At 67.6% G+C, this 20,552-nt stretch carries 27 protein-coding genes and 1 pseudogene; 20 read left to right on the top strand and 8 right to left on the bottom strand.

Going from position 1 to position 20,552, the window contains the following annotated elements; all coding sequences use genetic code 11:
* Positions 1–4: 4 nt before the first annotated feature.
* From VHD82_RS20405 to VHD82_RS20470, 14 genes are all read left to right on the top strand, one after another.
* Positions 5–2,038 (top strand): DNA polymerase, encoded by a 2,034-nt coding sequence (locus VHD82_RS20405; RefSeq protein ID WP_325706015.1) that lies wholly within the window; start codon positions 5–7, stop codon positions 2,036–2,038.
* Positions 2,039–2,051: 13 nt separating this feature from the next.
* Positions 2,052–2,288, top strand: coding sequence for a hypothetical protein (locus VHD82_RS20410; protein WP_325706017.1), 237 nt, complete (start codon positions 2,052–2,054; stop codon positions 2,286–2,288).
* On the top strand, positions 2,289–2,696 hold the full coding sequence (locus tag VHD82_RS20415) for a dATP/dGTP diphosphohydrolase domain-containing protein (protein ID WP_325706019.1): 408 nt from the start codon (positions 2,289–2,291) through the stop codon (positions 2,694–2,696). It begins immediately after the preceding gene.
* Positions 2,693–3,103, top strand: coding sequence for a hypothetical protein (locus tag VHD82_RS20420; RefSeq protein WP_325706022.1), 411 nt, complete (start codon positions 2,693–2,695; stop codon positions 3,101–3,103). The genes VHD82_RS20415 and VHD82_RS20420 overlap by 4 nt, the downstream gene beginning before the upstream one ends.
* Positions 3,100–3,237 carry a hypothetical protein gene (locus tag VHD82_RS20425; protein WP_325706025.1) on the top strand — a complete coding sequence of 46 codons (138 nt, stop codon included), beginning with the start codon at positions 3,100–3,102 and terminating at the stop codon, positions 3,235–3,237. Before VHD82_RS20420 ends, VHD82_RS20425 begins: the two co-directional genes overlap by 4 nt.
* Positions 3,237–3,371, top strand: coding sequence for a hypothetical protein (locus VHD82_RS20430; protein WP_325706028.1), 135 nt, complete (start codon positions 3,237–3,239; stop codon positions 3,369–3,371). The genes VHD82_RS20425 and VHD82_RS20430 overlap by 1 nt, the downstream gene beginning before the upstream one ends.
* A 78-nt stretch (positions 3,372–3,449) precedes the next feature.
* Complete coding sequence (locus VHD82_RS20435; RefSeq protein ID WP_325706031.1) at positions 3,450–4,535, top strand: RNA ligase; 1,086 nt, start codon at positions 3,450–3,452, stop codon at positions 4,533–4,535.
* Positions 4,532–4,843 carry a hypothetical protein gene (locus tag VHD82_RS20440; protein ID WP_325706034.1) on the top strand — a complete coding sequence of 104 codons (312 nt, stop codon included), beginning with the start codon at positions 4,532–4,534 and terminating at the stop codon, positions 4,841–4,843. The genes VHD82_RS20435 and VHD82_RS20440 overlap by 4 nt, the downstream gene beginning before the upstream one ends.
* Positions 4,840–5,544 (top strand): nucleotidyltransferase domain-containing protein, encoded by a 705-nt coding sequence (locus VHD82_RS20445; RefSeq protein WP_325706037.1) that lies wholly within the window; start codon positions 4,840–4,842, stop codon positions 5,542–5,544. Before VHD82_RS20440 ends, VHD82_RS20445 begins: the two co-directional genes overlap by 4 nt.
* Positions 5,544–5,687, top strand: a complete 144-nt coding sequence (locus tag VHD82_RS20450; protein WP_325706040.1) for a hypothetical protein — start codon at positions 5,544–5,546, stop codon at positions 5,685–5,687. The genes VHD82_RS20445 and VHD82_RS20450 overlap by 1 nt, the downstream gene beginning before the upstream one ends.
* Positions 5,687–5,908, top strand: coding sequence for a hypothetical protein (locus VHD82_RS20455; protein ID WP_325706043.1), 222 nt, complete (start codon positions 5,687–5,689; stop codon positions 5,906–5,908). The genes VHD82_RS20450 and VHD82_RS20455 overlap by 1 nt, the downstream gene beginning before the upstream one ends.
* The gene (locus VHD82_RS20460; RefSeq protein ID WP_325706046.1) at positions 5,908–6,114 is read left to right on the top strand and encodes a hypothetical protein; all 207 of its coding nucleotides are present in this window, start codon (positions 5,908–5,910) and stop codon (positions 6,112–6,114) included. Before VHD82_RS20455 ends, VHD82_RS20460 begins: the two co-directional genes overlap by 1 nt.
* Entirely contained in the window at positions 6,114–7,025 is a 912-nt protein-coding gene (locus VHD82_RS20465) for an AAA family ATPase (RefSeq protein WP_325706049.1), read from the top strand. Before VHD82_RS20460 ends, VHD82_RS20465 begins: the two co-directional genes overlap by 1 nt.
* Positions 7,026–7,061: 36 nt before the next feature.
* Positions 7,062–7,289 carry a hypothetical protein gene (locus VHD82_RS20470; RefSeq protein WP_325706052.1) on the top strand — a complete coding sequence of 76 codons (228 nt, stop codon included), beginning with the start codon at positions 7,062–7,064 and terminating at the stop codon, positions 7,287–7,289.
* Positions 7,290–7,927: 638 nt separating this feature from the next.
* Here VHD82_RS20470 and VHD82_RS20475 read toward each other — a convergent pair.
* Positions 7,928–8,146 carry a hypothetical protein gene (locus VHD82_RS20475; RefSeq protein WP_325706444.1) on the bottom strand — a complete coding sequence of 73 codons (219 nt, stop codon included), beginning with the start codon at positions 8,144–8,146 and terminating at the stop codon, positions 7,928–7,930.
* Between the two features lie 30 nt (positions 8,147–8,176).
* Here VHD82_RS20475 and VHD82_RS20480 point away from each other — a divergent pair.
* A pseudogene (locus VHD82_RS20480) lies at positions 8,177–9,133 on the top strand (AMP-binding protein); the annotation flags it as partial.
* Positions 9,134–9,169: 36 nt separating this feature from the next.
* On the opposite strand, the gene VHD82_RS20485 reads toward VHD82_RS20480, so the two are convergent.
* Both VHD82_RS20485 and VHD82_RS20490 read right to left on the bottom strand, forming a co-directional pair.
* Positions 9,170–10,138 (bottom strand): R2-like ligand-binding oxidase, encoded by a 969-nt coding sequence (locus VHD82_RS20485; protein ID WP_325706055.1) that lies wholly within the window; start codon positions 10,136–10,138, stop codon positions 9,170–9,172.
* Positions 10,135–10,749, bottom strand: coding sequence for a TetR/AcrR family transcriptional regulator (locus tag VHD82_RS20490; protein ID WP_325706057.1), 615 nt, complete (start codon positions 10,747–10,749; stop codon positions 10,135–10,137). The genes VHD82_RS20485 and VHD82_RS20490 overlap by 4 nt, the downstream gene beginning before the upstream one ends.
* Before the next feature lie 83 nt (positions 10,750–10,832).
* Between VHD82_RS20490 and VHD82_RS20495 the strand changes: the two genes are divergently transcribed.
* Positions 10,833–11,456 (top strand): HAD family hydrolase, encoded by a 624-nt coding sequence (locus VHD82_RS20495; RefSeq protein ID WP_325706061.1) that lies wholly within the window; start codon positions 10,833–10,835, stop codon positions 11,454–11,456.
* Here the strand turns inward: VHD82_RS20495 and VHD82_RS20500 are convergent.
* On the bottom strand, positions 11,422–11,643 hold the full coding sequence (locus VHD82_RS20500) for a hypothetical protein (RefSeq protein WP_325706063.1): 222 nt from the start codon (positions 11,641–11,643) through the stop codon (positions 11,422–11,424). The genes VHD82_RS20495 and VHD82_RS20500 overlap by 35 nt on opposite strands.
* Positions 11,644–11,790: 147 nt before the next feature.
* Here VHD82_RS20500 and VHD82_RS20505 point away from each other — a divergent pair, with 147 nt between their 5' ends.
* Entirely contained in the window at positions 11,791–12,177 is a 387-nt protein-coding gene (locus VHD82_RS20505) for a cold-shock protein (RefSeq protein WP_144747009.1), read from the top strand.
* 20 nt (positions 12,178–12,197) lie between these two features.
* Here VHD82_RS20505 and VHD82_RS20510 read toward each other — a convergent pair whose 3' ends face one another.
* Genes VHD82_RS20510 through VHD82_RS20520 form a run of 3 tightly spaced genes read right to left on the bottom strand, consistent with a single transcriptional unit; the run spans position 12,198 to position 15,221 of the window.
* Entirely contained in the window at positions 12,198–12,695 is a 498-nt protein-coding gene (locus VHD82_RS20510; protein ID WP_325706066.1) for a DUF2771 family protein, read from the bottom strand.
* A 13-nt stretch (positions 12,696–12,708) separates the two neighbouring features.
* Positions 12,709–14,403: an MFS transporter gene (locus tag VHD82_RS20515; RefSeq protein WP_325706068.1), complete on the bottom strand. Its 1,695-nt coding sequence runs from the start codon at positions 14,401–14,403 to the stop codon at positions 12,709–12,711.
* Between the two features lie 41 nt (positions 14,404–14,444).
* Entirely contained in the window at positions 14,445–15,221 is a 777-nt protein-coding gene (locus tag VHD82_RS20520; protein ID WP_325706071.1) for a glutaminyl-peptide cyclotransferase, read from the bottom strand.
* A 51-nt stretch (positions 15,222–15,272) separates the two neighbouring features.
* Here VHD82_RS20520 and VHD82_RS20525 point away from each other — a divergent pair, with 51 nt between their 5' ends.
* Positions 15,273–16,049, top strand: coding sequence for a DUF3027 domain-containing protein (locus tag VHD82_RS20525; RefSeq protein ID WP_325706074.1), 777 nt, complete (start codon positions 15,273–15,275; stop codon positions 16,047–16,049).
* Positions 16,030–18,738 (top strand): sacsin N-terminal ATP-binding-like domain-containing protein, encoded by a 2,709-nt coding sequence (locus VHD82_RS20530; RefSeq protein ID WP_325706077.1) that lies wholly within the window; start codon positions 16,030–16,032, stop codon positions 18,736–18,738. The genes VHD82_RS20525 and VHD82_RS20530 overlap by 20 nt, the downstream gene beginning before the upstream one ends.
* Here VHD82_RS20530 and VHD82_RS20535 read toward each other — a convergent pair.
* On the bottom strand, positions 18,735–19,022 hold the full coding sequence (locus tag VHD82_RS20535) for a DUF2530 domain-containing protein (protein ID WP_325706079.1): 288 nt from the start codon (positions 19,020–19,022) through the stop codon (positions 18,735–18,737). The two genes, VHD82_RS20530 and VHD82_RS20535, sit on opposite strands and share 4 nt — an antisense overlap.
* 51 nt (positions 19,023–19,073) lie before the next feature.
* On the opposite strand from VHD82_RS20535, the gene VHD82_RS20540 reads away from it, so the two are divergent.
* Positions 19,074–20,546: an NCS2 family permease gene (locus tag VHD82_RS20540; RefSeq protein ID WP_325706081.1), complete on the top strand. Its 1,473-nt coding sequence runs from the start codon at positions 19,074–19,076 to the stop codon at positions 20,544–20,546.
* Positions 20,547–20,552 lie beyond the last annotated feature (6 nt).

Consider the following 20,552-nt stretch of genomic DNA (forward strand, 5'->3'; position numbering starts at 1 on the left):
CCCGGTGGGTCGGACGCTGATCTTCGACATCGAGACACACGAGCGGGGCCTCCTCGAAACAATGGCCCCGGAGAAGTTCGTCCGCCTCATCGGTTACCGCTGGGCGGACTGGACCAAGGGTCGGACGGAGATCACCACAGATCTCGAAGAGATCCGCGAGTACATCCGTGAGGCTCGTTGGATCATCGGCCACAACATCCACGACTTCGACCTCCGCGCGGTGTTCGGGATCGACTCGAACGAGCCGGTCGAGCTAGCCATGCAGAAGCGGGTCTACGACACGTGGACCCATGCGGCGCTGGTGAACCCGGCGCCGTACACCTACATCAACCGATTCGGCAAGCCCGCGCTGGCCGACAAGCCGGACAAGGCGAAGAAGTGGTTCTCGCTCGACGAGCAGGCGTACCAGCTCGGGGTGCAGGGCAAGTCGATGGACCTCGCGGAGTTGGCCCGCGAGTTCGGTGACCCGGAGCTGAAGGGTAAGGCCCGGGAAGTCGACGGCTACGGCAGGATTCCGGTCGACGATGAGCGGTACGTCCACTATCTCCGGCACGACGTCCTGGCGTCCGAGGCGGTCGCGAAGGCGTTGCTGAAGAAAGGCCCGCTCAACGAGTATGCGTTGCGGGAGCAGGAGATTGAGGCCCGTAAGGCGGTCATCTCCTCGAACGGCTGGGTGCTGAACCGGGAGAAAGCACAGGCCCGCGTCGACTCGCTGGCCGAGCGGCGCGAGGCGATCCTGAAGGATCTCCAGGAGCACTACGGCCTTCCGTCCGAAGGCCCATCGCCCTGGGACACCAACGAGGGCAAGGTCGCCATCCTGGCGGCCCTTGCGGACCACGGGATCACGCCGGACACCGTTGACTGGCCGAGCACGCCGGTAGCCGACAAGGAGAAGGAATACCTCAAAGCAACCCGAGCGAAGATCGAGCGACTCAAGGCCGACGCACGGGATTGGTGGGAGGAGGCGCACAGCGGGGACCTGCCGAAGCGCTCCGTCGACGCTCGACTCCGTTGGGTCGAGAAGGCCCGCCTCGAAGTCGAGGAGCTGGAAGCTAACCCACTCCCGCCCGCGTTCGGGCTCAGCCTGAGCGGGGACACGCTGAAGGCCTTGACCAAGGGCACCACAGCGGAAGACCTCGGTTCGGCCTTGGCAGAGCTGAAGGGTCAGCGCTCGCTGGCACAGCTCGCGCTCGACTCGTGCCACTCGGACGGCCGGGTGCACCCGGAGATCACCATGCTCCAGCGGTCCGGCCGGTGGTCCACCACCAAGCCGGGCCTGACGGTCTGGACCAATAACGGCCCAGGGGCCGTGGAGAAGGACTACTTCCTGCCGGACTCCGAGGACGACGTCCTGATGGAGTTCGACCTGTCCAATGCGGACGCTCGCGCGGTCGCGGCCGAGTCCGGAGACCGGCGGTACACCGAGCGGTTCAAGCCCGGGGCCGATGGCCACCTCATCAACGCCTGGGCCGCGTGGGGAAAGGACGTGGTTGGCACAGACAAGCACGATCCGGTGACGCACGAGTATCGGCAGAAGGCCAAGCCGATGGGGCATGGGTGGTCGTACGGTGGCCAGCCCAAAGCCCTGGCTGCACAGGCGGGACTCCCGCTGGAGGTCGCCGAAGAGTTCTGCGCCGGTATGAACAAGGAATACCGGGTGCTTGTCCAGTGGCAGAACGAGATCCGGAAGTTCGCCCGGCGGCACGGCTACGTGGTCAACGACTGGGGCCGCGTGATGCCGATCGAGAAGGGCCGCGAGTTCACCCAGGCACCGGCCCTAATCGGCCAGTCCACTACCCGAGAGATCGTCTGCGACGTCCTGCTCCGGATGCCGCTGCACATCCTCCGACGCGTCAAGGCCCAGATCCATGACGCGCTGGTTCTGTCGATCCCCCGGAAGAACTGGGAGGCCTGTCGGGACTACGTCCTGAAGCTGATGTGGTCGGCCTACGAGCCGAAGCACGGGCGCGGGCAGCGCATGGAGTTCCCGGCGGACGCCGGGCCGCCGGGTGAGTCCTGGTTTGAGGCAATCCACTGAGAGAGGAGAACACATGTCCAAGCTGAGCAACGAGGTCGCGGAGCTGGAGTCCACTGTGGCCGAACTGGAGACCACTGTGGACGGTCTGGACGACGCGGTACGGGACCGGGAGAGGGAGCTGAAGGACCTCCGGTACGACGTTAGCGAGATCTCGAAGGAGGTCGACCTCCTTCAGGAGGTCCCGCTCTCCGATCTGGAGTCGGCGATCCACGACATTGCCCTGAAGCTGTCGGACCTCGGGATCAACTGAGTGACCGAGATCCTGAACCCACTCGACATCTTCAAGGAGGACGGGGAAACCGTGGCCGAATGGACCACAAAGGACAGTGGACAGCGCACCTACTTCGAGGGTGGGGGACAGAGGGACAGCGAAGCGGGCAAGCCTCGCTTCGACCTCATGCTCCCGAAGGGCATTCCGTACCGGGAGCAGATGCTGACCCGACTAGCGGCACTGATGGGCCGGGGCGCCGAGAAGTACGAGGATCGGAACTGGGAGAAGTTCGCCGACGAAGCGGCCTACGACCGCGCGAAGTCGAGCGCCTTCCGGCACTTCATGCAGTGGTTCAACGACGAGGCGGACGAGGACCACGCCGCCGCCGTCCTGTTCAACATCATCGCCGCTGAGTTCGTGGACGGCAGGCTGGGGGGTCGCTGGTGACCAAGCAGAAGACGTACCGGGTGGAGCCGACCAAGCCGTACGACGGTCCGCATGAGGTGTACCGGGACCACCACGAGCGCTACCCGTTCCAGATCCTCGACGAGGTTGACCACTCGTGGGGCACGTTCGCCTCCCGCGAGATGGCCGAGAAGAAGATCGCGTACATGGAGTGGGAGGACGCGCTGCCCGTGGGCAAGCGCGGCTCGCGGTGGCTCACCGAGGTCCGCACCGTGCACTCCCGGGCGCTCAATGCCCTGAAGTACGTGAAGGACCCCGACGCGCTGGACGCGGAAGACCGCGAGATCCACGACGCGCTCCTGGCGGTAGGCGAAGCGCTCGACAGGTGGAAGAAGACCGGCAGAGCCCCGAAGTATCCGGGTGACAACGACATCAGGTGGTGGGCATGACGTTGATCGGTGACGAGGAAGACGTGCCGGGCCTGACCGGCTACGACCGGCCGTACCGGCTGGAGAACTGGCCGCCGGAGGACCTGGAGTCCTACGTCGGCGGCCCATTCGTGAAACGAGAGGAAAACAACTGATGGCAGAAGCCACATTCGTCGTGTTCCTGATCCTGAAACTGGTCGGCGTCATCGACTGGTCGTGGTGGCTGGTCACCATCCCGGCGTGGTTCATCGGGCTCGCCGTGCTGGCGAAGCTCAACGAGGACGACTGACACACCCGCTCGACCAACGGCCCTGCCCCTTCGGGGGCGGGGCCTTTTTCATGCCCGCACAACGGAAGAGGAGACCCGTTGAAGATCGATAGCCTAATCCCGCCGCACGAACTGCGAGACGCGCTCGACGGGAAGCTGGTCCGTCAGCAGTTCCACCCGGAGCGCCCCGAGCTGACGATCCTGAACTACACCGACAAGGCTCAGGTGAACAACGTCTGGAACCGGGCCACGAAGACATGTCGGGGCTTGATCTTCGACTCGGAGACTGGGGACATCGTCGCCCGGCCGTTCCCGAAGTTCTTCAACTACGGCCAGGAGCCGAAGGCATTTAGACGTTGGTCCGAAGACGAAATGGTCGTCGTGACGGACCAACTCGACGGCTCCCTCGGGATCTCGTACATGGCGCCGGACGGACAGCTCGCCATCGCCACGCGCGGATCGTTCACGAGCGAGCAGGCTCTACATGCGACGGACGTCCTCCGGACGCGGTACTCGGGCTTCGAACCGTTGCCCGGCAAGACGTACCTCTTCGAGATCATCTACCCGGAGAACCGGATCGTGGTCAACTACGGCGACACGAACGACTTGGTTCTGATCGGAGTCGTGGACATCGAGTCCGGGCTGAGCTTCACCCCGGTCCGCGATTCGGCGTACGGCAACCACTTCCGTTGGCCGGGACCCATCGTCCAGATCGCACCGTACAAGCGCTTCCGGGACGCCCTGGTGGCGCCCCCGCGTCCGAACGCGGAGGGCCTGGTCGTCCACTTCCTCGACACCGATGAGCGGGTCAAGATCAAGCAGGACGACTACGTGGCGCTGCACAAGATCGTGACCGGTCTCAACGAGGTCGTGGTCTGGGAAGCGCTCAAGCTCGGAGGCGCGTACGAGGACTTGCTGCATCGGCTCCCGGACGAGTTCCACGCGTGGGTGCAGAAGACCTCCACGCGTCTGGTCGAGGAGTTCATTCGGCTGAACACAGAGGTCGAGGCCACCTTCGCCGCGCTGGAGGTGGCGGACGTGGTCGACGACCGGAAGGCATTCGCATTGTCCATTAAGGACAAGCCTGCGTGGCTCAAGGCGTGTCTGTTCGCCTGGCTCGACGGCAATCACCATCGCGCCAACGAAGTCATCTGGAAGTTCATCAAGCCGAAGGGGGACAAGTGAGCAACTGGGCCAGCATGAAGGTAGTCCGGGAAGTCTTGCTGGAACGCCTCCGGCAGGACGAGAAGTTCGGGGAGCAGAACCACCGGGACGGCACGGGGCTCTGGGGCGACGAGGATGCGGCTGACGCCGCCCGCGCGGCCTGCGATGAGAACTTCCGGTACGGCAACGGAACGTGGCGGGACGTCCTCGCTGAGGAGTTCAACGAGGCCCTGGCAGAGTCCGATCCGGACAAGCTCCGGGCGGAACTGATCCAGGTGGCAGCCGTAGCCGTCGCGTGGGCAGAGGCCATCGATCGGAGACGCCCGTGAGCGACTGGACGACGCTCCTGAGCGGGGTCGTGGGCTCTCAAGCCTACGGCCTCGCCGGGCCGGACTCGGATGTGGATGTGCTCGCCGTGGCGGCGGCGCCGACCGAGGAGTTCCACGGCCTCAACCCGCCGACCGGGAAGCGCGCCACGCGCTCCCGCACGGACCCGGACGTCACGGTCCACGAGGCCGGGAAGTTCGTGGGCCTCGCCCTGTCGTGCAACCCGACCGTTAGCGAGCTGCTGTGGCTGCCCTCCGACTGCTATCGGGAGATCCACCCGTTGGGCCTCAAGCTGATCGGCATCCGGAAAAGTCTGCTGAGCGCCCGCCGTGTGCGGGACGCATACCTCGGTTATGCCACCCAGCAGTTCAAGCGCCTACGTGATCGAGGGACTTCGTTCTCCTCGGACACCGCTGGGCGTACGGAGAAACACGCGCGGCACCTGGCCCGATTGGTCTACTGCGGACGGATGCTCTACTTCACGGGCGAGCTGGAGGTTCGCCTGTACGACCCCGAGCATTTCCGGCGGTTCGGCCGGACTGTGGCTGAGAACAAGGAACGCGGGCTGGAACTCGCGGAGTCGATGATTGCGATTTCCGCCGCAGCAATGGATTCCCAGGAGTCGGCGTTACCCGACGAGCCCGACTACGGCGCAGCGGAGTCCTGGCTAAGGGACGTCCGTCGAGAACTTTTGGAGAGCTGATGGACGAACCCGAGTTCGAGTCCGAAGAGGACTACGACGAGTACAAGGACTGGTACGACTGCGGCTGCTGTGAGTGCTGTGGCTGCATGTGCGACATCAACGAGGTTCTGTTCACGAACGAGGGCGAGGAGGGCGAGAGCTGATGCCATACCCCATCGAGCACGAACCGACCTACGTATCCATCGCCGCCCGTACGGGCGGTCGGGAGCAGATGGTCTCGCTCAAAACCGACCTAGGCGTGTACTTCGAGCTGGAGTGGCCGGACGTCGCCGAGTCCGTCTACCCCAGCCAGCCGGAAAAGCTGGTGATCCGCATCCCCTTCCCGCAGGACCTCGTCCACAAACACTTCACCGAGGAGGGCTGATGGCTCGGAGCACGTACATCTACATCGCCTGGAACTGGCTGAAGGGGGAGATGAGCGCCGCCTTCACTGTCAAGCACGAACTGGCCACCTGGCTCCGCAGGCAGGACGACCCGCACCACTTCGACGTCATACGGGTCCGCGACGGTGGATGGACGGGCTGGGAGCCCGTCGTGCTGTCGCTCGGCGAGATTCTCAGGGAGGGCTGATGCCCGGAACTTTGCACATCTACCGGGGCCTGCCGGGCTCCGGCAAGACCACGGCGGCCAAGGCCATGCAGGAGCAGTACGGCGGCGTGCTCGCCGGGCGCGACCACTTCCGCGCTCTGTACGGCACGGAGAACAACCCCGGGGAGCGGGTGATCGAGGAGCAGATCACGACGCTTCAGACGAACCTGATTCTGCACGCGCTTTCGGTGGGTGACCACGTCTTCGTGGACGACATGAACCTCCGGCGCCGGTACGTGAAGCGGCTGATCCAGCTCGCCCAGCGGGCGGGCGCGGAGTGGCACGTCTACGACCTCACGGACGTGCCGCTGTCGAAGTGCATCGGGCGCGACGTCACGCGGATCCGGAGCGTAGGCGAAGACAAGATCCGGGACCTACACAAGCGGTTCATCGCTGGACAGAAGTACCCGCTCTCGCTGCCCGAGCTGCCCGCTGAGGAGCCCGTGGAGGTCGACCGGTACGAAGGCAACCCGAAGCTCCCGTGGGCCGTCGTCGTGGACATCGACGGCACGGTGGCCGACCACGAGGGGCGGCGCTCGCCGTACGACATGACCCGGGTAAGCGGGGACGCCCCGAAGCAGGAGGTGATCATGATCGTTCGGGCGCTCCGCAACGCGGGGCTCCGGATCGTATTCGTCTCCGCCCGGAACGAGGTGGCCCGCCGAGCCACCGAGCGGTGGATTCAGAAGAACATCTCGGGCGGGCGATTCGAGCTGTTCATGCGAGAGGACGGCGATGGCCGTCCGGACCCGGTGGTGAAGAAGGAGATCTTCGACCGCGAGATCCGGGACCGGTACTTCGTCCGGGCCGTCTTCGACGATCGGGACCGCGTCGTCGCGATGTGGCGGTCGTTGGGTCTTACCTGTCTCCAGGTAGCGCCTGGGGATTTCTGAGCGATACACAGACGAGAGGAGGAGTCTGCATTGCCCATGAACTTCCACGTGCCCCTGCCGGGGCCGTTCACCTACACACACCGGCTCGGTCCTTCGAGGACTGCCGGTGCGCTGACGAAACTGGCGTTCTGGCTCATCGCCGGGCCGTTCGTCGTCGCGTTCATCGCGATCTGGGCCACGGTGTGGATGGCGGTCGCAGCCGTCATGATCGGCGTAGCCGTGTGGCAAGGAATCTTCACCGCCATCGGCTTTCTACGTAACTGACACGAGACAAACTCGCCCCCTGTCGCTGGCCTTCGGGCTGGTGGCAGGGGGCCTTTTTTGCGTTTCGGGGCAAGAGAAAGCCCCGGCCACGACTGTCCGGCGACCGGGGCTGTGCCAACGGGGCTCAGTCTCCTACGTGATCTCTCGATTCCTCATCCGGCATCTCCTCGTCATAGTCCGTGTCTGTCGCCAACCACCACGGCACCCTTGGTCCGTCGTCGAGCGGCGTGATGTCGCCGTTGTGGTCGATGTTCCAGCTCACCGCAGCGCCGGGCTAGGACCCGGCGACCGCATCAAGCACTCCTCACACGGCATCCCGCTTGCACCGTCGAGGACCTCCAGGTCGGCCCAGTAGAACCGAGCTGCACACAGCGCGGTGAGATTCCCCGTGGCCTGGTCCACTTCCGGGAACAGGTGAGCTACTCGCCGGGTTTCACCGACGACGCCCGGGAGAGGCCGGGCGATTACGAGCACTGGCGCGCTCATGACTCAGCCCGCCGGGTCCGGGGGTGTTCTTGCTCGCTTGCCCCCGAAGCCACAACGGGCTGAGAGTCAAGCGACATTCTCAACGCTCGCGCGTTGTCCGCTTGGGTCATGATCTTTTCCAATTGTTCAGGCCCGGCCCGTTGCCGGGCGGATCAGGGCAGCTTACCGGTGATCTTGGGCTCTGTCACGACGTACTCTTGGAATCCCACCCAGGCGCGTGGCTCGCCGTTTCCGATCTCTTGGGCGCCGAGGCGTGCCTCGTCCGCGAGCACCGGCTTGCCGTAGTGCGCCCAGCCTTCGGCGGCGGCTGTAAGCTCCCGGACCAGTTCCTCACTGGTCCCGTAGACGTACGGCGGTTCATAGTCGACCATGACCCGATCGTACCGCGTGTACGGAGTAGCCCGAAGTACCACTGCTTCGGGATGGTGATGGGGAACCTGGCCGCCACCAGCCACGGGGCCTGCATGGTGATCCCCGCGCCGGGATTCGACGCAGAGGCAACGCTTTCCGCGGTGGCGAGCGAGCGGTGCACGTCGCTGTACGGCGTGCCGACGATGTTCATCGCGGAGCTGTCACACCCGGAGTTCGAGACGTTCGACCTCTCCTCGCTGCGGACCGGGATCATGGCCGGGTCGCCCTGCCCGGTCGAGGTGATGAAGCAGGTCATCGAGCGGATGGGAATGGCGGAGGTGTCGATCTGCTATGGCATGACCGAAACCTCGCCGGTATCCACGCAGACCAGGGCGGACGACTCGATCGAGCGGCGGGTGTCCACGGTGGGCCGGGTCGGCCCGCATCTGGAGGTCAAGGTCGTCGACCCGGAAACGGGGCTGACCGTGCCGCGCGGCGAGCCGGGCGAGCTGTGCACGCGTGGGTATTCGGTGATGCTCGGCTACTGGGAGCAGCCGGACAAGACCGCCGAAGCGATCGACCGGGCCCGCTGGATGCACACCGGTGACCTGGCCGTGATGGACGACGACGGGTACGTGAACATCACCGGCCGGATCAAGGACATGGTGATCCGCGGCGGGGAGAACGTCTATCCACGGGAGATCGAGGAGTTCCTCTACACCCACCCCGACATTCTCGACGCACAGGTGATCGGAGTTCCCGACGAGCGCTACGGCGAGGAGCTGATGGCGTGGGTGCGGATGCGCGAAGGCACCAGCCCGCTGACGGTGGAGAGCCTGCGCGAGTTCTGCGCCGGGAAGCTCGCCCACTACAAGATTCCCCGTTACGTGCACATCGTCGAGGAATTCCCGATGACCGTCACCGGCAAGGTCCGCAAGGTGGAGATGCGCCAGCAGGCCGTTTCCTTGCTGGGCTTGGAAAAGGCGGCCGCGGCCAAGCACGCGTGACGCCGCCCTGGCCCACGAGTGGGCCAGGGCGAGCGCTCAGCCGTTGGCGATGACCTCCGCGAAGGCTTTCGCGTCTTCTTCGCCGAACGTGTCTTCCAGGCGCTCGGGCGAGTAGTCGAGGTCGATCTGCTGCACCGGCACCCCGCGCGCGGACTCGATCGCGCCGAGGCGCCGCTGCGCGCGATCGGCCGCGTACTCGATGAACTCCTGCGGGTCGTTGTCGAACGGCCGGGGTTCCTCGAACTGCTCGTTGACCCACTGGATCATGCCCAGCGCGTGCGGCAGCAGTTCGTTCATCCGCTGCTGCACCGCCTCCCACAGCGAATCATCGGCGGCGATGTGGCGGCGGCAGGTGAACGTGCCCCACGCCATGTGCCGGCGCTCGTCGTCACCGATGTGTTTCACCAGCTGCTGCATCCCGGGCAGGATGCCGCGTTTGGTGCACACCTTCTGCCACGCGTAGTACCCGGTGAGCGCGAGGCTGCCCTCGATCACGTGGTTGTAGGTGACGCTCGCGCGGATCTGGTTCAGCGGGCTCGGATCGGTGGTCAGCACGCCGAGCGACTCGGGCAGCTCCTCGTAGAAAAGCTTGCGGTAGCTGGGATTCTCCGACACGTAGGACGTGAGGTCCTCGGTCAGCCCGACCGCGTCCATCCAGCGGCGGAAGACCTCGGTGTGCTTGGCCTCCTCGAAGGCGAACTGCGTCAGGTACATCTCGTCCCCGAAGCGGCCCTCGGCGGCCATCGCCTTCATGAACGGCTGGATGTCCTGCGTCACCGCCTCTTCACCGGCGATGAACTGGGCGCACAGGTAGGTGGCCGAGCGGCGTTCGTCGTCGGTCAGGGTGGCCCAGTCGGCCCCGTCCTGGCTGAAGTCGATGTCGGCCGGGTTCCAGAACTTGCGGTTCCCCTTGGTGAACAGCCGCAGCGGGAAGGAATCCCAGTTCAGGCCGCCCTGGCGCAAGGAGGTGAAGCCGGTGCGGTGCGGCGCGAGCATATCGGTCATTTCTCACACTCCATTGTGGACAAATGGTGGGCGATGGCTGGGGCGACCGCGGCGCAGACCATGTCGGCCGCTTCCGCCGCGGAATGGGTCGGCAGCACCAGATGGCTCAGTGACAGCCGGGTGACGGTCTCGGCGAGTAGTACCGCGGTCGGCTCGTCGAGCTCGGGCAGGAACTCCCGGTAGTGCGCGACGGCCAGCTCCATGGCTGCCGAGAGCACCGGTTCGCCGCGCGTGGTGAGCAACGGCAGCAGGTCTTCGCCGGCCTGGGTGCCCAGCGCCGAGGCGACCAGCTTGTTCTCCCGCCCGTGTTCGATGGTGAAGACGACCGCGCGGTGGATCCCGGCGAGCAGATCCGGCGCGGAATCGAACCGGGTCCGGATGCCCTCCAGGAACTCCGCCGTCGTCCGTAGCGCGACGGCCTGGACCAATGCGGTCTTGTTCCCGAACTCGTTGTAGACAGTCTGCCTGCTCACGCCTGCCGCGGACGCCACGTCGGCCATCCGCAGACCGGCGTGACCGTGTACCGCGAGCAGCCCCGTCGCGGCGTCGAGCAGTGCTTCCCGCAGCGACGCCTTGGTGCGCTCCGCGAAGGAGGAAGTGATCTCAGCCACAGGACTCAGCTTGACACACTGAATTCAGATGTCAAGAAGATTGACCCGACCAGTGGAGTTGTAAAGGAGCTACCGTGGTCGGCGTGGGGATGACCGTTGGCTTCGACCTGGACATGACGCTGATCGACCCGAGACCCGGGATGATCGCGGTGATGAACGCGCTCGGCGAAGAGGCCAGGCTGCCGTTGGACGGCGAACATTTCGCGAGCAACCTCGGCCCGCCGCTGGACATGGTGCTACGCGACTTCGGCGCCCCGGACGAGCGCATCCCCGAACTCGTGGCGCGGTTCCGTGCGCTGTACCCGGAAATCGTGGTGCCGAAGACGGTCGCGCTGCCCGGCGCGCACGCCGCGCTCGAAGCGGTGCGCCGCGCCGGGGGCAGAACCGTTGTGGTGACAGGAAAGTACCGGCCGAACGCGGCGCTGCACGTGAAGGCGCTGGAGTTCGAGGTCGATGTGCTCGTCGGCGAACTGTGGGCCGCGGGCAAGGCTGTCGCGCTTCGCGAGCACGGAGCCGTGGCGTATGCCGGAGATCACCTCGGGGATGTGCGCGGGGCGCTCGCCGCGGGCGCGTTGCCGATCGGCGTGGCCACCGGGCCGTGCAGCCGCGAAGAACTCGCGGCTGCCGGCGCCGAGGTGGTTTTTGACAGCCTGGAAGAGTTTCCGGGCTGGCTCAGCTCCTACGATGCTCCCGCACCAGTGCGATGAGCCCGAGCGCGATCCCGAGCGGGGTTGCCACGCCGGCCGCCGCGCTGAGCCACACCGGCAGGTCACGCAGTCCGGCGGCGAACATGACGAACACGACCAGTACGGCGAGTACGCCGAGCGCGAACACTCCGATGCCCACGCGCATCAGCCAGGACTTGCGCGGAAGGTGTTTGGTCGCAGTTTCCATGCCTCAAGGTTAGAACGTGTAGCTACTTCTCCCCACGGTGCATAGCGGGATAAGCTGAGTGGTACGCGTCCTGGGTACGCCCCGGGGCGCGTTCGTCGTGCAGGGCACGCGGATGGACCAAGCAGAAGCGAAGGAACGGTGAGGGCAGTGCCGACCGGCAAGGTCAAGTGGTACGACGCGGAGAAGGGATTCGGCTTCGTCACCCAGGACGGCGGCGAGGACGTCTACATCCGCAAGACCGCGCTACCCCAAGGGGTGGAGGCACTCAAGGCCGGGCAGCGGCTGGAGTTCGGCGTGGCCGACGGGCGCCGCGGGCCGCAGGCGCTTTCGGTCCGGCTGATCGATTCGCTGCCCTCGGTGGCCGAGGCCCGGCGGCGGCCCGCCGAGGAGCTGCACGGCCTGATCGAGGACATGATCAAGCTGCTGGAAATGAAGGTCCAGCCCGATCTGCGCCGCGGCCGTTACCCCGATCGCAAGAACATCAAGCGCATCGCCGAGGTCATGCGCGCGGTGGCGCGCGACCTGGACCCGTAAACCGGCGCGCGCCCCAGGTTTCACGGCCGGATCTGCAGTGACCAGTAGGCGCGCGCGACCAGCTGCGGGTTGCCGTTCTCGTCGAGGATGGGGTTGCCCGACTGGTCCGCCGCGTATGCCGCGCCCAGTTGCTGCACTTCCACGACCACGAGCTGGTCGGCCGGGTTGTCCGTGGCCGCGGTGTAGGCCAGGTGGCTGCTCGGCGAGAAGTACTGCTGCTTGATCTGCAGGTTCCCCTTCGCGTCGGCGTACTGGACGTTCACCAGCCAGGGGGTGTCGCCGACCTCGGACGGCACCGAGATCTGCACCGGCTTCCCCGGGCGCACGTTCAGCGTCGCCGTGGCATCCGGGTACTTGTCGCACTTCTGGACGAGCGCGTCGCAGTGGATCACGGGCTTGGCGTTCACCGTGTGCCCGTCACCGTAGAACGTGACCTCGGGCGGGCCGACAGTGGTTGAACAGCCGGTCAGGACGAGTGCCCCGGCAGCAAGAAGACCCATGATCCGCGAACGCCGCATACCCCGAACAGTATTAGGCGACCGTGCGGGCCGGACGGTCGGGCCGCTTCCGGCCGAGCCACGGCAGCAGCGACCCACCCCGGTGCACCAGCAGCGTCTGCGTTCCGCCGAGTGCGATCAGCAGCGAGACGATCATGAACCCGAGCCAGTACGTCGGCGGCAGCAGCAAACCCACCGCACCGCCGAAACACCAGGCCAGCTGCAGCACCGTCTCCGACCGGCCGAACGCCGACGCGCGGGACTCCTCGGGCAGGTCGGCCTGGATCGCCGCGTCGAGACTGATCTTCGCCAGCGCGCTCGCCGTGGACCCGACCAGACCGACGATCGTGGCCGTGGCGATCCCCGCGAACAGCGCGGCCAGCACCGTCGACGCCAGCGTTGCCGCGACGCAGCTCAGTACCACCTGTACCGGATGCCCGAACGACAACCGCGAACCGAGCGCGTTGCCGACGAACCCGCCGATCCCGGCCGCGGCACCGATCAACCCCAGCAGCAACAGCTGGGTGAACGGACTCTGCCCGTTGTCCTCCGCGTGCGCCTTCACCGCGAAGGCCGCGAACATCATCAGGAACCCGGTCAGCACGCGGACAGAACCGTTGCCCCACAAGGAAACCACGACTTCACGGCCGAGCGGCTGCCGCTTGCGCCTGCCCGGCTGCGCCTTGAGCGACGCCGGCACCTCGCCGGTGGTCACCTCGACCCAGGCCGGGATTCGCATCGACTGCACCGCGGCCGCGATACAGATCATCGCCGTGAAGAACAGCGCACCCGGCGAGCCGAGCAGCGAGTTCACCCCGCTCGCGACCGCGCCGAACACGCCGCCGGCGGCCAGCCCGAACACGGTGAGCCGCGCGTTGGTCTTGGACAGGGTGATGTCCTTCGGCACCACGCGCGGCGTCATCGCCGACTTGAGCACGGTGAACGACTTGGACAGCACCATCATCCCGAGCGCCGCCGGGTACAGCCCCCAGTCGTCGAAGTGCAGCGCCATCAGCACGGCCATCAGACCCTGGCCGATCGACGACACACACATCGCCAGCCGCCTGCCGCGCTGGATCTTGTCCAGCGCAGGGCCGATCACCGGGGCGACGAGCGCGAACGGGGCGATGGTGATCAACAGGTACAGCGCGACCCGGCCGCGGCTCTCACCACTGGTAGCCGCGAAGAAGAGCGTGTTCGCCAGCGCCACGGCCATTGCCGCGTCGCTCGCGTAGTTCAGCATCACCGCGTACGTCAGCGATGTGAGCCCGGACTTGTCCGCGCCGTCCGCTTTCGTCGCGCGCTGGAACGCACCGACCGCCTTGCCACCGAGCTCCCGGCTGCGCATCGCGGCCACCCGGGTGACGGTGATCTTCTTCGGCATCCGCGGCATCGCACCCGCGGTGGCCTCCGTGCGGTTCGCCTGCGTCTCCTCCGCTCGCGGCCGCTGCTCGTTCGGATAGCCGTCGGTGTTGTAGTGCTCGTACAACGGTTCCGTGCGGCGGGGCGGCGGCTCCGGCGGACGCGGCGGCGGATACGGGCGCGCGCCGCGCGGCGGCGGCGGGGTGGCGGAGCGCGGCGGGACCGTGGACCGGAAGGCGCCGGTGGGCGCCTCGTCCGCGGTCGGCGCGTGCTCGCGCCGGGTCTCGGTGTGGATGCGTTCGGACAGGGGCGGTCCCCATGGCCTTCCGGCCCCCGGTTCCGGTGTCCACTTCCGTTTGCGACCCACGAGTCAATCTTGCCTCATCAGGCCGTCGACGTGCTCATTGATCAGGCGGCCACGACGAATTTCACTCGGAACAAGCTCGGCCAGTACTTGCCGGTCAACAGGAACTCGTCCGTGCCGGGTATCGCGGCGATGCCGTTGAGCACGTCCGTCTGCGCGCGCTCGGCCGCGGTCAGCAGCCCGGACGCGTCGATTTCGGCCGTCACCGCGCCCGTGCCGGGATCGATGCGCAGGATCTGGTCGGTCTGCCAGACGTTGGCGTACACCGCGCCGTGCACGCACTCCAGCTCGTTGAGCTGCGAGAACGTCTGGCCGCCGGCATGGACCGTGACAGTGCCCAGCGCCGCGAAGGTCTTGGGGTCGCGGAAGGTCAGCCGGTCCGAGCCGTCGCTCATCACCAGCCGGTCCTGCTCGTGGCACAGGCCCCAGCCCTCGCCGGAGTACGTGACCTGCCGCAGCTGCGCCAGCGTGTGCGCGTCACGTTCGATGGCGATGCCGTTCTGCCAGGTCAGCTGCCACAGCGTCGGCCCGAGCACGGTCAGCCCTTCGCCGAACAGCGGCGACGGCAGCGACACGGTCTTCGTCGGCGTTTGCCCAGGTGGGCCATACCGGGCGGTGGACGCACCGACGATCCCGGTGCTCTCGTATAACGATCCGTCTGCGATTTCCAGGCCCTCGGTGAAGGCCGACGTGTCGTGCGGCAGGGTGCCGACGACCTCGGCACGCAGCCGGGGCACCGGATCAGCGGCCTGAGGTGCGGATGCTCCGCAGCCCGCGAGTGCCGCTACCAGGGCGAGTGAGATCGGGAGGAGGGCGCGCACGGCTACACCCTGACATGACCGCCGTGAATACGCCGCTGCACAATGAGGACCATGACCCTGCTGCTCACCCTGGACGACGGTTCCGTACAGCGGGCCCTCGCCGATGCCGTCGAGTTCGCTCGCGAGGCCGCGGTCGCCGAGGCCGGGGCCGAGCAGGTCGGCGCGCACACCGGTGTCCACAGCGAGGACGCCGTGTCCGCCACCCATCTCTTCGAGGCCGCCGTGCCCGGTTACCGGGGCTGGTGCTGGTCGGTGACGGTGGCGCTGGCCGGGCCGGGGCTGCCCATCACGGTCAGCGAGGTCGTGCTGACCCCCGGCCGCGAAGCGCTGGTGGCACCGAAGTGGGTGCCGTGGGAGCGGCGGGTCCGCCCCGGTGATCTCGGTGTCGGTGACATCTTCCCGACCGATGACGACGACCCGCGGCTGGTGCCGGGGTACCTGTTGTCCGATGATCCGGCGGTCGAAGAGGTCGCGCACGAAGTCGGCCTCGGCCGGGTGCACGTGCTTTCCCGCTACGGCAGGCAGGAGGCGGCCACGCGCTGGCGCGGCGGCGAGTTCGGGCCGCGCTCGGACATGGCCCGCAGCGCCCCGTTCGCGTGTGGCACCTGCGGGTTCTACCTGCCGCTGGCTGGTTCGATGCGTGCCGCGTTCGGCGTGTGCGGCAACGAGATCGCGCCCGCCGACGGGCGGGTCGTGAACGTCGAGTACGGCTGTGGCGCGCATTCCGAGATCGAGGTGGAGACCACCTCCTCGGTGCCGGTCGCCGAGCTGGTCTACGACGATTCCCAGCTGGACATGGAACCGGTGAGTGAGCCTGCCGACTCCTGACCCCTTCGGCACCGAGGACCTGCGGGCCTCGGTGCGGCGCGCGTGGGCCGATTCGCCGACGCGGTTCACCGAGGACACCAACGCCGAGCGCGATCTGCGGGTCGGCGCCTACCGGGACAGGCTGTTCGTCGAGCTGGCCCAGAACGCCGCCGACGCGGCCGCGGAGGCCGGGGTGCCCGGCGTGCTCCGAGTGTCCGTTGTGGACGGTGAGTTGCGGGTCGCGAACACCGGGGCGCCGCTGAACGCCCGTGGGGTCGCGTCGTTGTCCTCGCTGCGGGCCTCGGCCAAGGAGGGCCTGGTCGGGCAGTTCGGTGTCGGGTTCGCCGCCGTGCTCGCGATCAGCAGCGAACCCAGCGTGCTTTCCCGTACGGGCGGGGTGGCGTTCTCCGAGGCGCGCACGCGTGCGGCGGTCGGCCGAGAGGGCGACGTGCCGGTGCTGCGGCTGCCGTGGCCGGTGGACGAACAGCCGCCGGAGGGGTTCGACACCGAGGTTCGGCTGCCGCTGCGCGAGGGCGTCGACCCGGCAGAGTTGCTGGCGCGGCTGGGTCGTGAGGCCGAGGACCTGTTGCTGGTGCTGCCCTCGCTCGCCCGGATCGAGGCGGACGGCGTCTGGCAACGGTCCGAAGTGGACGGTTGCGTGGAGATCGCCACGCCGGACGGCGCCGTGCAACGCTGGCTCACGCAGGAGGCGCCCGGCGGGTTGTGGGCGGTGCCGATGGACGACGGCCCGGCCCCGCTCAGCGAGGACGTGCTGCACGCCCCGACGCCGACCGACGAGCGGCTTTCGCTGCCCGCGCGGCTGATCGCGGCCATCCCGCTGGAGCCGTCGCGCCGGCGTGTCCTGCCTGGGGCCGACGTGGTCGCCCCGGCGCGGGCGTATCCGGATCTGGTGCGCAGGTTCGCCGCCGAAGAGCGGCCGGCTTTGGTGCCCAGCGCCGGATTCCCACTGTCCGAAGTGGATGGACAGCTGCGCGAGGCGGTGCGGCGCATGCTGTCCGAGCAGCCGTGGCTGCCCGCGCGTGGCGGCGACATCCCGGCGCTGGGCGCGCGGGTACTCGGCGTGGAGTCGCCGGAGCTGGTCGAGCTGCTCGGTGATCTCGTGCCCAGACTGGCGAAGGTGTCCGGGTATGAAGCGGCTCAGACGCTGGCCACCGTGGATGCCGACCGGCTGGACCTGCCCGAGCTGGTCGAGCTGCTGACCGGTGTCGAGCGCGCGCCGTCGTGGTGGCATTCGCTCTACGACATTTTGTCGCCCCTGCTGGAATCGCACGAGATCGCGAAGGACGAGCTGGGCGCGCTGCCGGTGCCGCTCGCCGACGGCCGGACGCTGCCCGGTCCGCGCGGCACCCTGCTGTTCGGCTCGGGCGAGTTGCTGGATTTGCTGGCCGACGCCGGGGTGCTCGGGCTGCGCCTGGTGCATCCGGACGCCGCGCATCCGCTGCTGGAGCAGCTCGGTGCGAAGCAGGCGGATGCACTGGAGCTGCTGGAGGCCCCGGGCCTGCGGGAGGCTGTCGAGCGCAGCGTCGAGGACGCGGAGTCCGGTTTGGACATCCGGCCGCTCGTGGAAGCCGTGCTGCGCCTGGTTTCCGAGCTGGCCGTCGAAGGGCTCGGTGGGCTGGCGCTGCCGTGCGAGGACGGCTGGCGACGGGCGGACGAGCTGATCCTGCCGACGTCCCCGTTGCTCGCGGTGTTCGACCCGGAGGTGCTCGGCGAGGAGCTTTCCTTGCTGGACAAGGATTTCGCCGAGGAATGGCCGGCCAGGGTGCTGACCGCGATCGGGGTGACCGACGGGTTCCGGGTCACCGAGGACGGGATCCGCGACCTCGACCTGGTCGCCGACGACAAGTGGCCGGAGGCGCTGCGGCTGCTCGCGTCGGAACGGGAAACGTGGCAGGCGCTGCAGGGCCCGGCCGGGGAATGGTTGTCGCGCAACGCACTTCTCGACGGCAACACGCCCGACGAGTGGCGGCTGCCGGACGCGGACTCGTTGGCGGGGCTGTACGACCCGGTGCCCGAGCTGGGTGTGCGGCCCGAAGTCCTTGTGGCCGTGGGCGTGCGCACGGAGCTGGTCGTCGAGGATCTCGAAGACGCGACCGACCTGCTGAACCGGCTCGGCGATCCCGACCGCACGGTCGCGCCGGGCGCCATCTCACGCGCGTACGCCGCGCTGGCCGCCGCGGACCTGGACTGGTCGGCGTTGGATGCGCCGGAGCGCGTGCGCGCGGTCGATGGCACGGTCGTCGCCGCGGAAGAGGCCGCGGTACTCGACAAGCCATGGCTCGCCGCGCTGTGGCCGACGAGCCGGCTCGTCGCGGCGGCGGAGGCCGAGAAGGTCGCCGAGCTGTTGGACGTGCCGTTGTTGAGCGAGCTGATCTCGGCACGGCCCGGCGAGGGCGACTTCGTGCCCTGGGTGGAGATGACGGCGATTGGCCTGGTCGCGGAGCTGCTGGACATCCCGTTGCCCGAGGGCGGCGTCGTGGTGCACGAGGAGCTGACCGTCGAGGTCGACGGGGTCAAGCGCGCCACGCCGTGGTGGGTCGAAAGTAGCGGGTTTCACGGGGAACATCACGCGGAAGACTCGTCCGAGGGACTGGCCCGCGCCTTCTGCTGGGCCGCCGACCGCTGGTCTTCGCGGCACCTCGTGACCGCCCTGCTCGACGACCCCGATCCGCTGACGCCCTGGTCTTAGGCCCCCGTCTGCGCGGACCGTGAGCCGCGGCTGCGGGCGGCACGCTGCCAGGTCATGATGCCCATCCCGATCAGGCTGATGACCACGCCGGACAGGCAGGTCCACATCCACACGCCCGGGGTGCGGCCGCCGCCGAAGTCCCGGATCGCGAGCACGACGAAACCCACCAGCCAGGCCGCCGTCCCCACGATGACGATCGGGAACAGGGCGATCAGCCCGCTGGGCAGTTCCGGCACGGGACGCAACGAGCCTTTAACATCCCCACCGTTGATCGGGTCGCTCACGTCCGGAAGGCTACCGGCGAGTCACCCACGAGCACCACAAAGGCGGCAGTCATGGCCCAGCAGCAGGACACCGAGCAGGACCGCAGGTCGGGGCTCGACCGGTTTTTCAAGATCACCGAGCGCGGTTCGAGCACCGGGCGGGAGATCCGCGGTGGGCTGGTCACGTTCGTCACGATGGCCTACATCGTCGTGCTGAACCCGTTGATCCTCGGCAGTTTCTCGCCGGACGACGCGGGCGCGCACAAGGACGTGCTCGGCAACATCCTGCCGGTGTCGCAGGTCGCCGCGGTGACCGCGCTGGTGGCCGGGGTGATGACCATCCTGATGGGCGTGATCGCGCACTACCCGTTCGCCATCGCCACCGGGCTCGGCATCAACAGCCTGGTCGCGGTCACGATCGCCCCGCAGGTCAGCTGGCCGGAGGCGATGGGGCTGGTGGTGATCGAGGGCCTGATCATCGTGGTGCTGGTGCTCACCGGGTTCCGCACCGCCGTGTTCAACGCCGTGCCCGCCGCGCTGAAGTCGTCCATCGCGGTCGGCATCGGCCTGTTCATCTGTTTCATCGGCCTGGTCGACGCCGGGTTCGTGCGCCGGCTGCCGGACGCCGCGAACACCACCGTCCCGGTCGGGCTCGGCATCGGCGGCTCGATCGCGTCCTGGCCGACCGCGGTGTTCGTGGTGGGGCTGTTGCTTACCGGCATCCTGGTGGCCAAGAAGGTGCGCGGCGGGATCCTGATCGGCGTGCTCGGCACGACGGTGCTGTCGATCATCGTGGAGTCGATCGTGCACGCCGGCCCGTCCAACGGCACCAACGCCAAGGGCTGGAACCTCGGCTACCCGGCGCTGCCGGACAAGGTCGTCGGCCTGCCGGACCTGTCGCTGGTCGGCGACGTGTCGTTCGGCGCGTGGACCAGGCTGCCGATCATCACCGTGATCCTGTTCGTGTTCACCCTGGTGCTGGCCGACTTCTTCGATGCGATGGGCACCATGACCGGGCTGGCCAAGGAAGCCGGGCAGCTCGGGCCGGACGGCCAGTTGCCGCGGGTGGGCCGCGCGCTGTTCGTCGAGGGCCTCGCGGGCGCGGCCGGCGGGTTCGGCTCGGCCAGTTCCAACACGGTGTTCGTGGAGTCCGCGTCCGGTATCGCGGAGGGCGCGCGAACGGGGCTGGCGAACATCGTCACAGGTGTGCTGTTCATCGCAGCGATGTTCCTCACGCCGCTGTACGAGTCGGTGCCCGTCGAGGCTGCCGCGCCGGCGCTGGTGATCGTCGGGGCGCTGATGATCCGGCAGGTCCGCGACATCGACTTCACCGACTTTTCCATTGCACTGCCTGCGTTCCTGACCATCGTGGTAATGCCGTTCACCTACTCGATCGCGAACGGGATCGGCGCCGGTTTCATCAGTTACGTGGTCATCCAGGCGGTCACCGGGAAGGCCAGGAAGGTGCACTGGCTGATGTGGATCATCGCCGTGGCGTTCGTGGCGTACTTCGCTGTCGGGCCCATTCAGGACGCGCTTCGCTGATCGTGA

The organism is Amycolatopsis sp. (assembly GCF_035546795.1).
Lineage (GTDB): Bacteria > Actinomycetota > Actinomycetes > Mycobacteriales > Pseudonocardiaceae > Amycolatopsis_E.

Bases quoted from the DNA above. Each gene is read 5' to 3' on its own strand.
- VHD82_RS20485 (WP_325706055.1), bottom strand. From the start codon at position 10,138: ATGACCGATATGCTCGCGCCGCACCGCACCGGCTTCACCTCCTTGCGC.
- VHD82_RS20465 (WP_325706049.1), top strand. From the start codon at position 6,114: ATGCCCGGAACTTTGCACATCTACCGGGGCCTGCCGGGCTCCGGCAAG.
- VHD82_RS20475 (WP_325706444.1), bottom strand. From the start codon at position 8,146: ATGGTCGACTATGAACCGCCGTACGTCTACGGGACCAGTGAGGAACTG.
- VHD82_RS20450 (WP_325706040.1), top strand. From the start codon at position 5,544: ATGGACGAACCCGAGTTCGAGTCCGAAGAGGACTACGACGAGTACAAG.
- VHD82_RS20500 (WP_325706063.1), bottom strand. From the start codon at position 11,643: ATGGAAACTGCGACCAAACACCTTCCGCGCAAGTCCTGGCTGATGCGC.
- VHD82_RS20460 (WP_325706046.1), top strand. From the start codon at position 5,908: ATGGCTCGGAGCACGTACATCTACATCGCCTGGAACTGGCTGAAGGGG.
- VHD82_RS20430 (WP_325706028.1), top strand. From the start codon at position 3,237: ATGGCAGAAGCCACATTCGTCGTGTTCCTGATCCTGAAACTGGTCGGC.
- VHD82_RS20455 (WP_325706043.1), top strand. From the start codon at position 5,687: ATGCCATACCCCATCGAGCACGAACCGACCTACGTATCCATCGCCGCC.
- VHD82_RS20410 (WP_325706017.1), top strand. From the start codon at position 2,052: ATGTCCAAGCTGAGCAACGAGGTCGCGGAGCTGGAGTCCACTGTGGCC.
- VHD82_RS20540 (WP_325706081.1), top strand. From the start codon at position 19,074: ATGGCCCAGCAGCAGGACACCGAGCAGGACCGCAGGTCGGGGCTCGAC.
- VHD82_RS20470 (WP_325706052.1), top strand. From the start codon at position 7,062: ATGAACTTCCACGTGCCCCTGCCGGGGCCGTTCACCTACACACACCGG.
- VHD82_RS20425 (WP_325706025.1), top strand. From the start codon at position 3,100: ATGACGTTGATCGGTGACGAGGAAGACGTGCCGGGCCTGACCGGCTAC.
- VHD82_RS20510 (WP_325706066.1), bottom strand. From the start codon at position 12,695: ATGCGGCGTTCGCGGATCATGGGTCTTCTTGCTGCCGGGGCACTCGTC.
- VHD82_RS20525 (WP_325706074.1), top strand. From the start codon at position 15,273: ATGACCCTGCTGCTCACCCTGGACGACGGTTCCGTACAGCGGGCCCTC.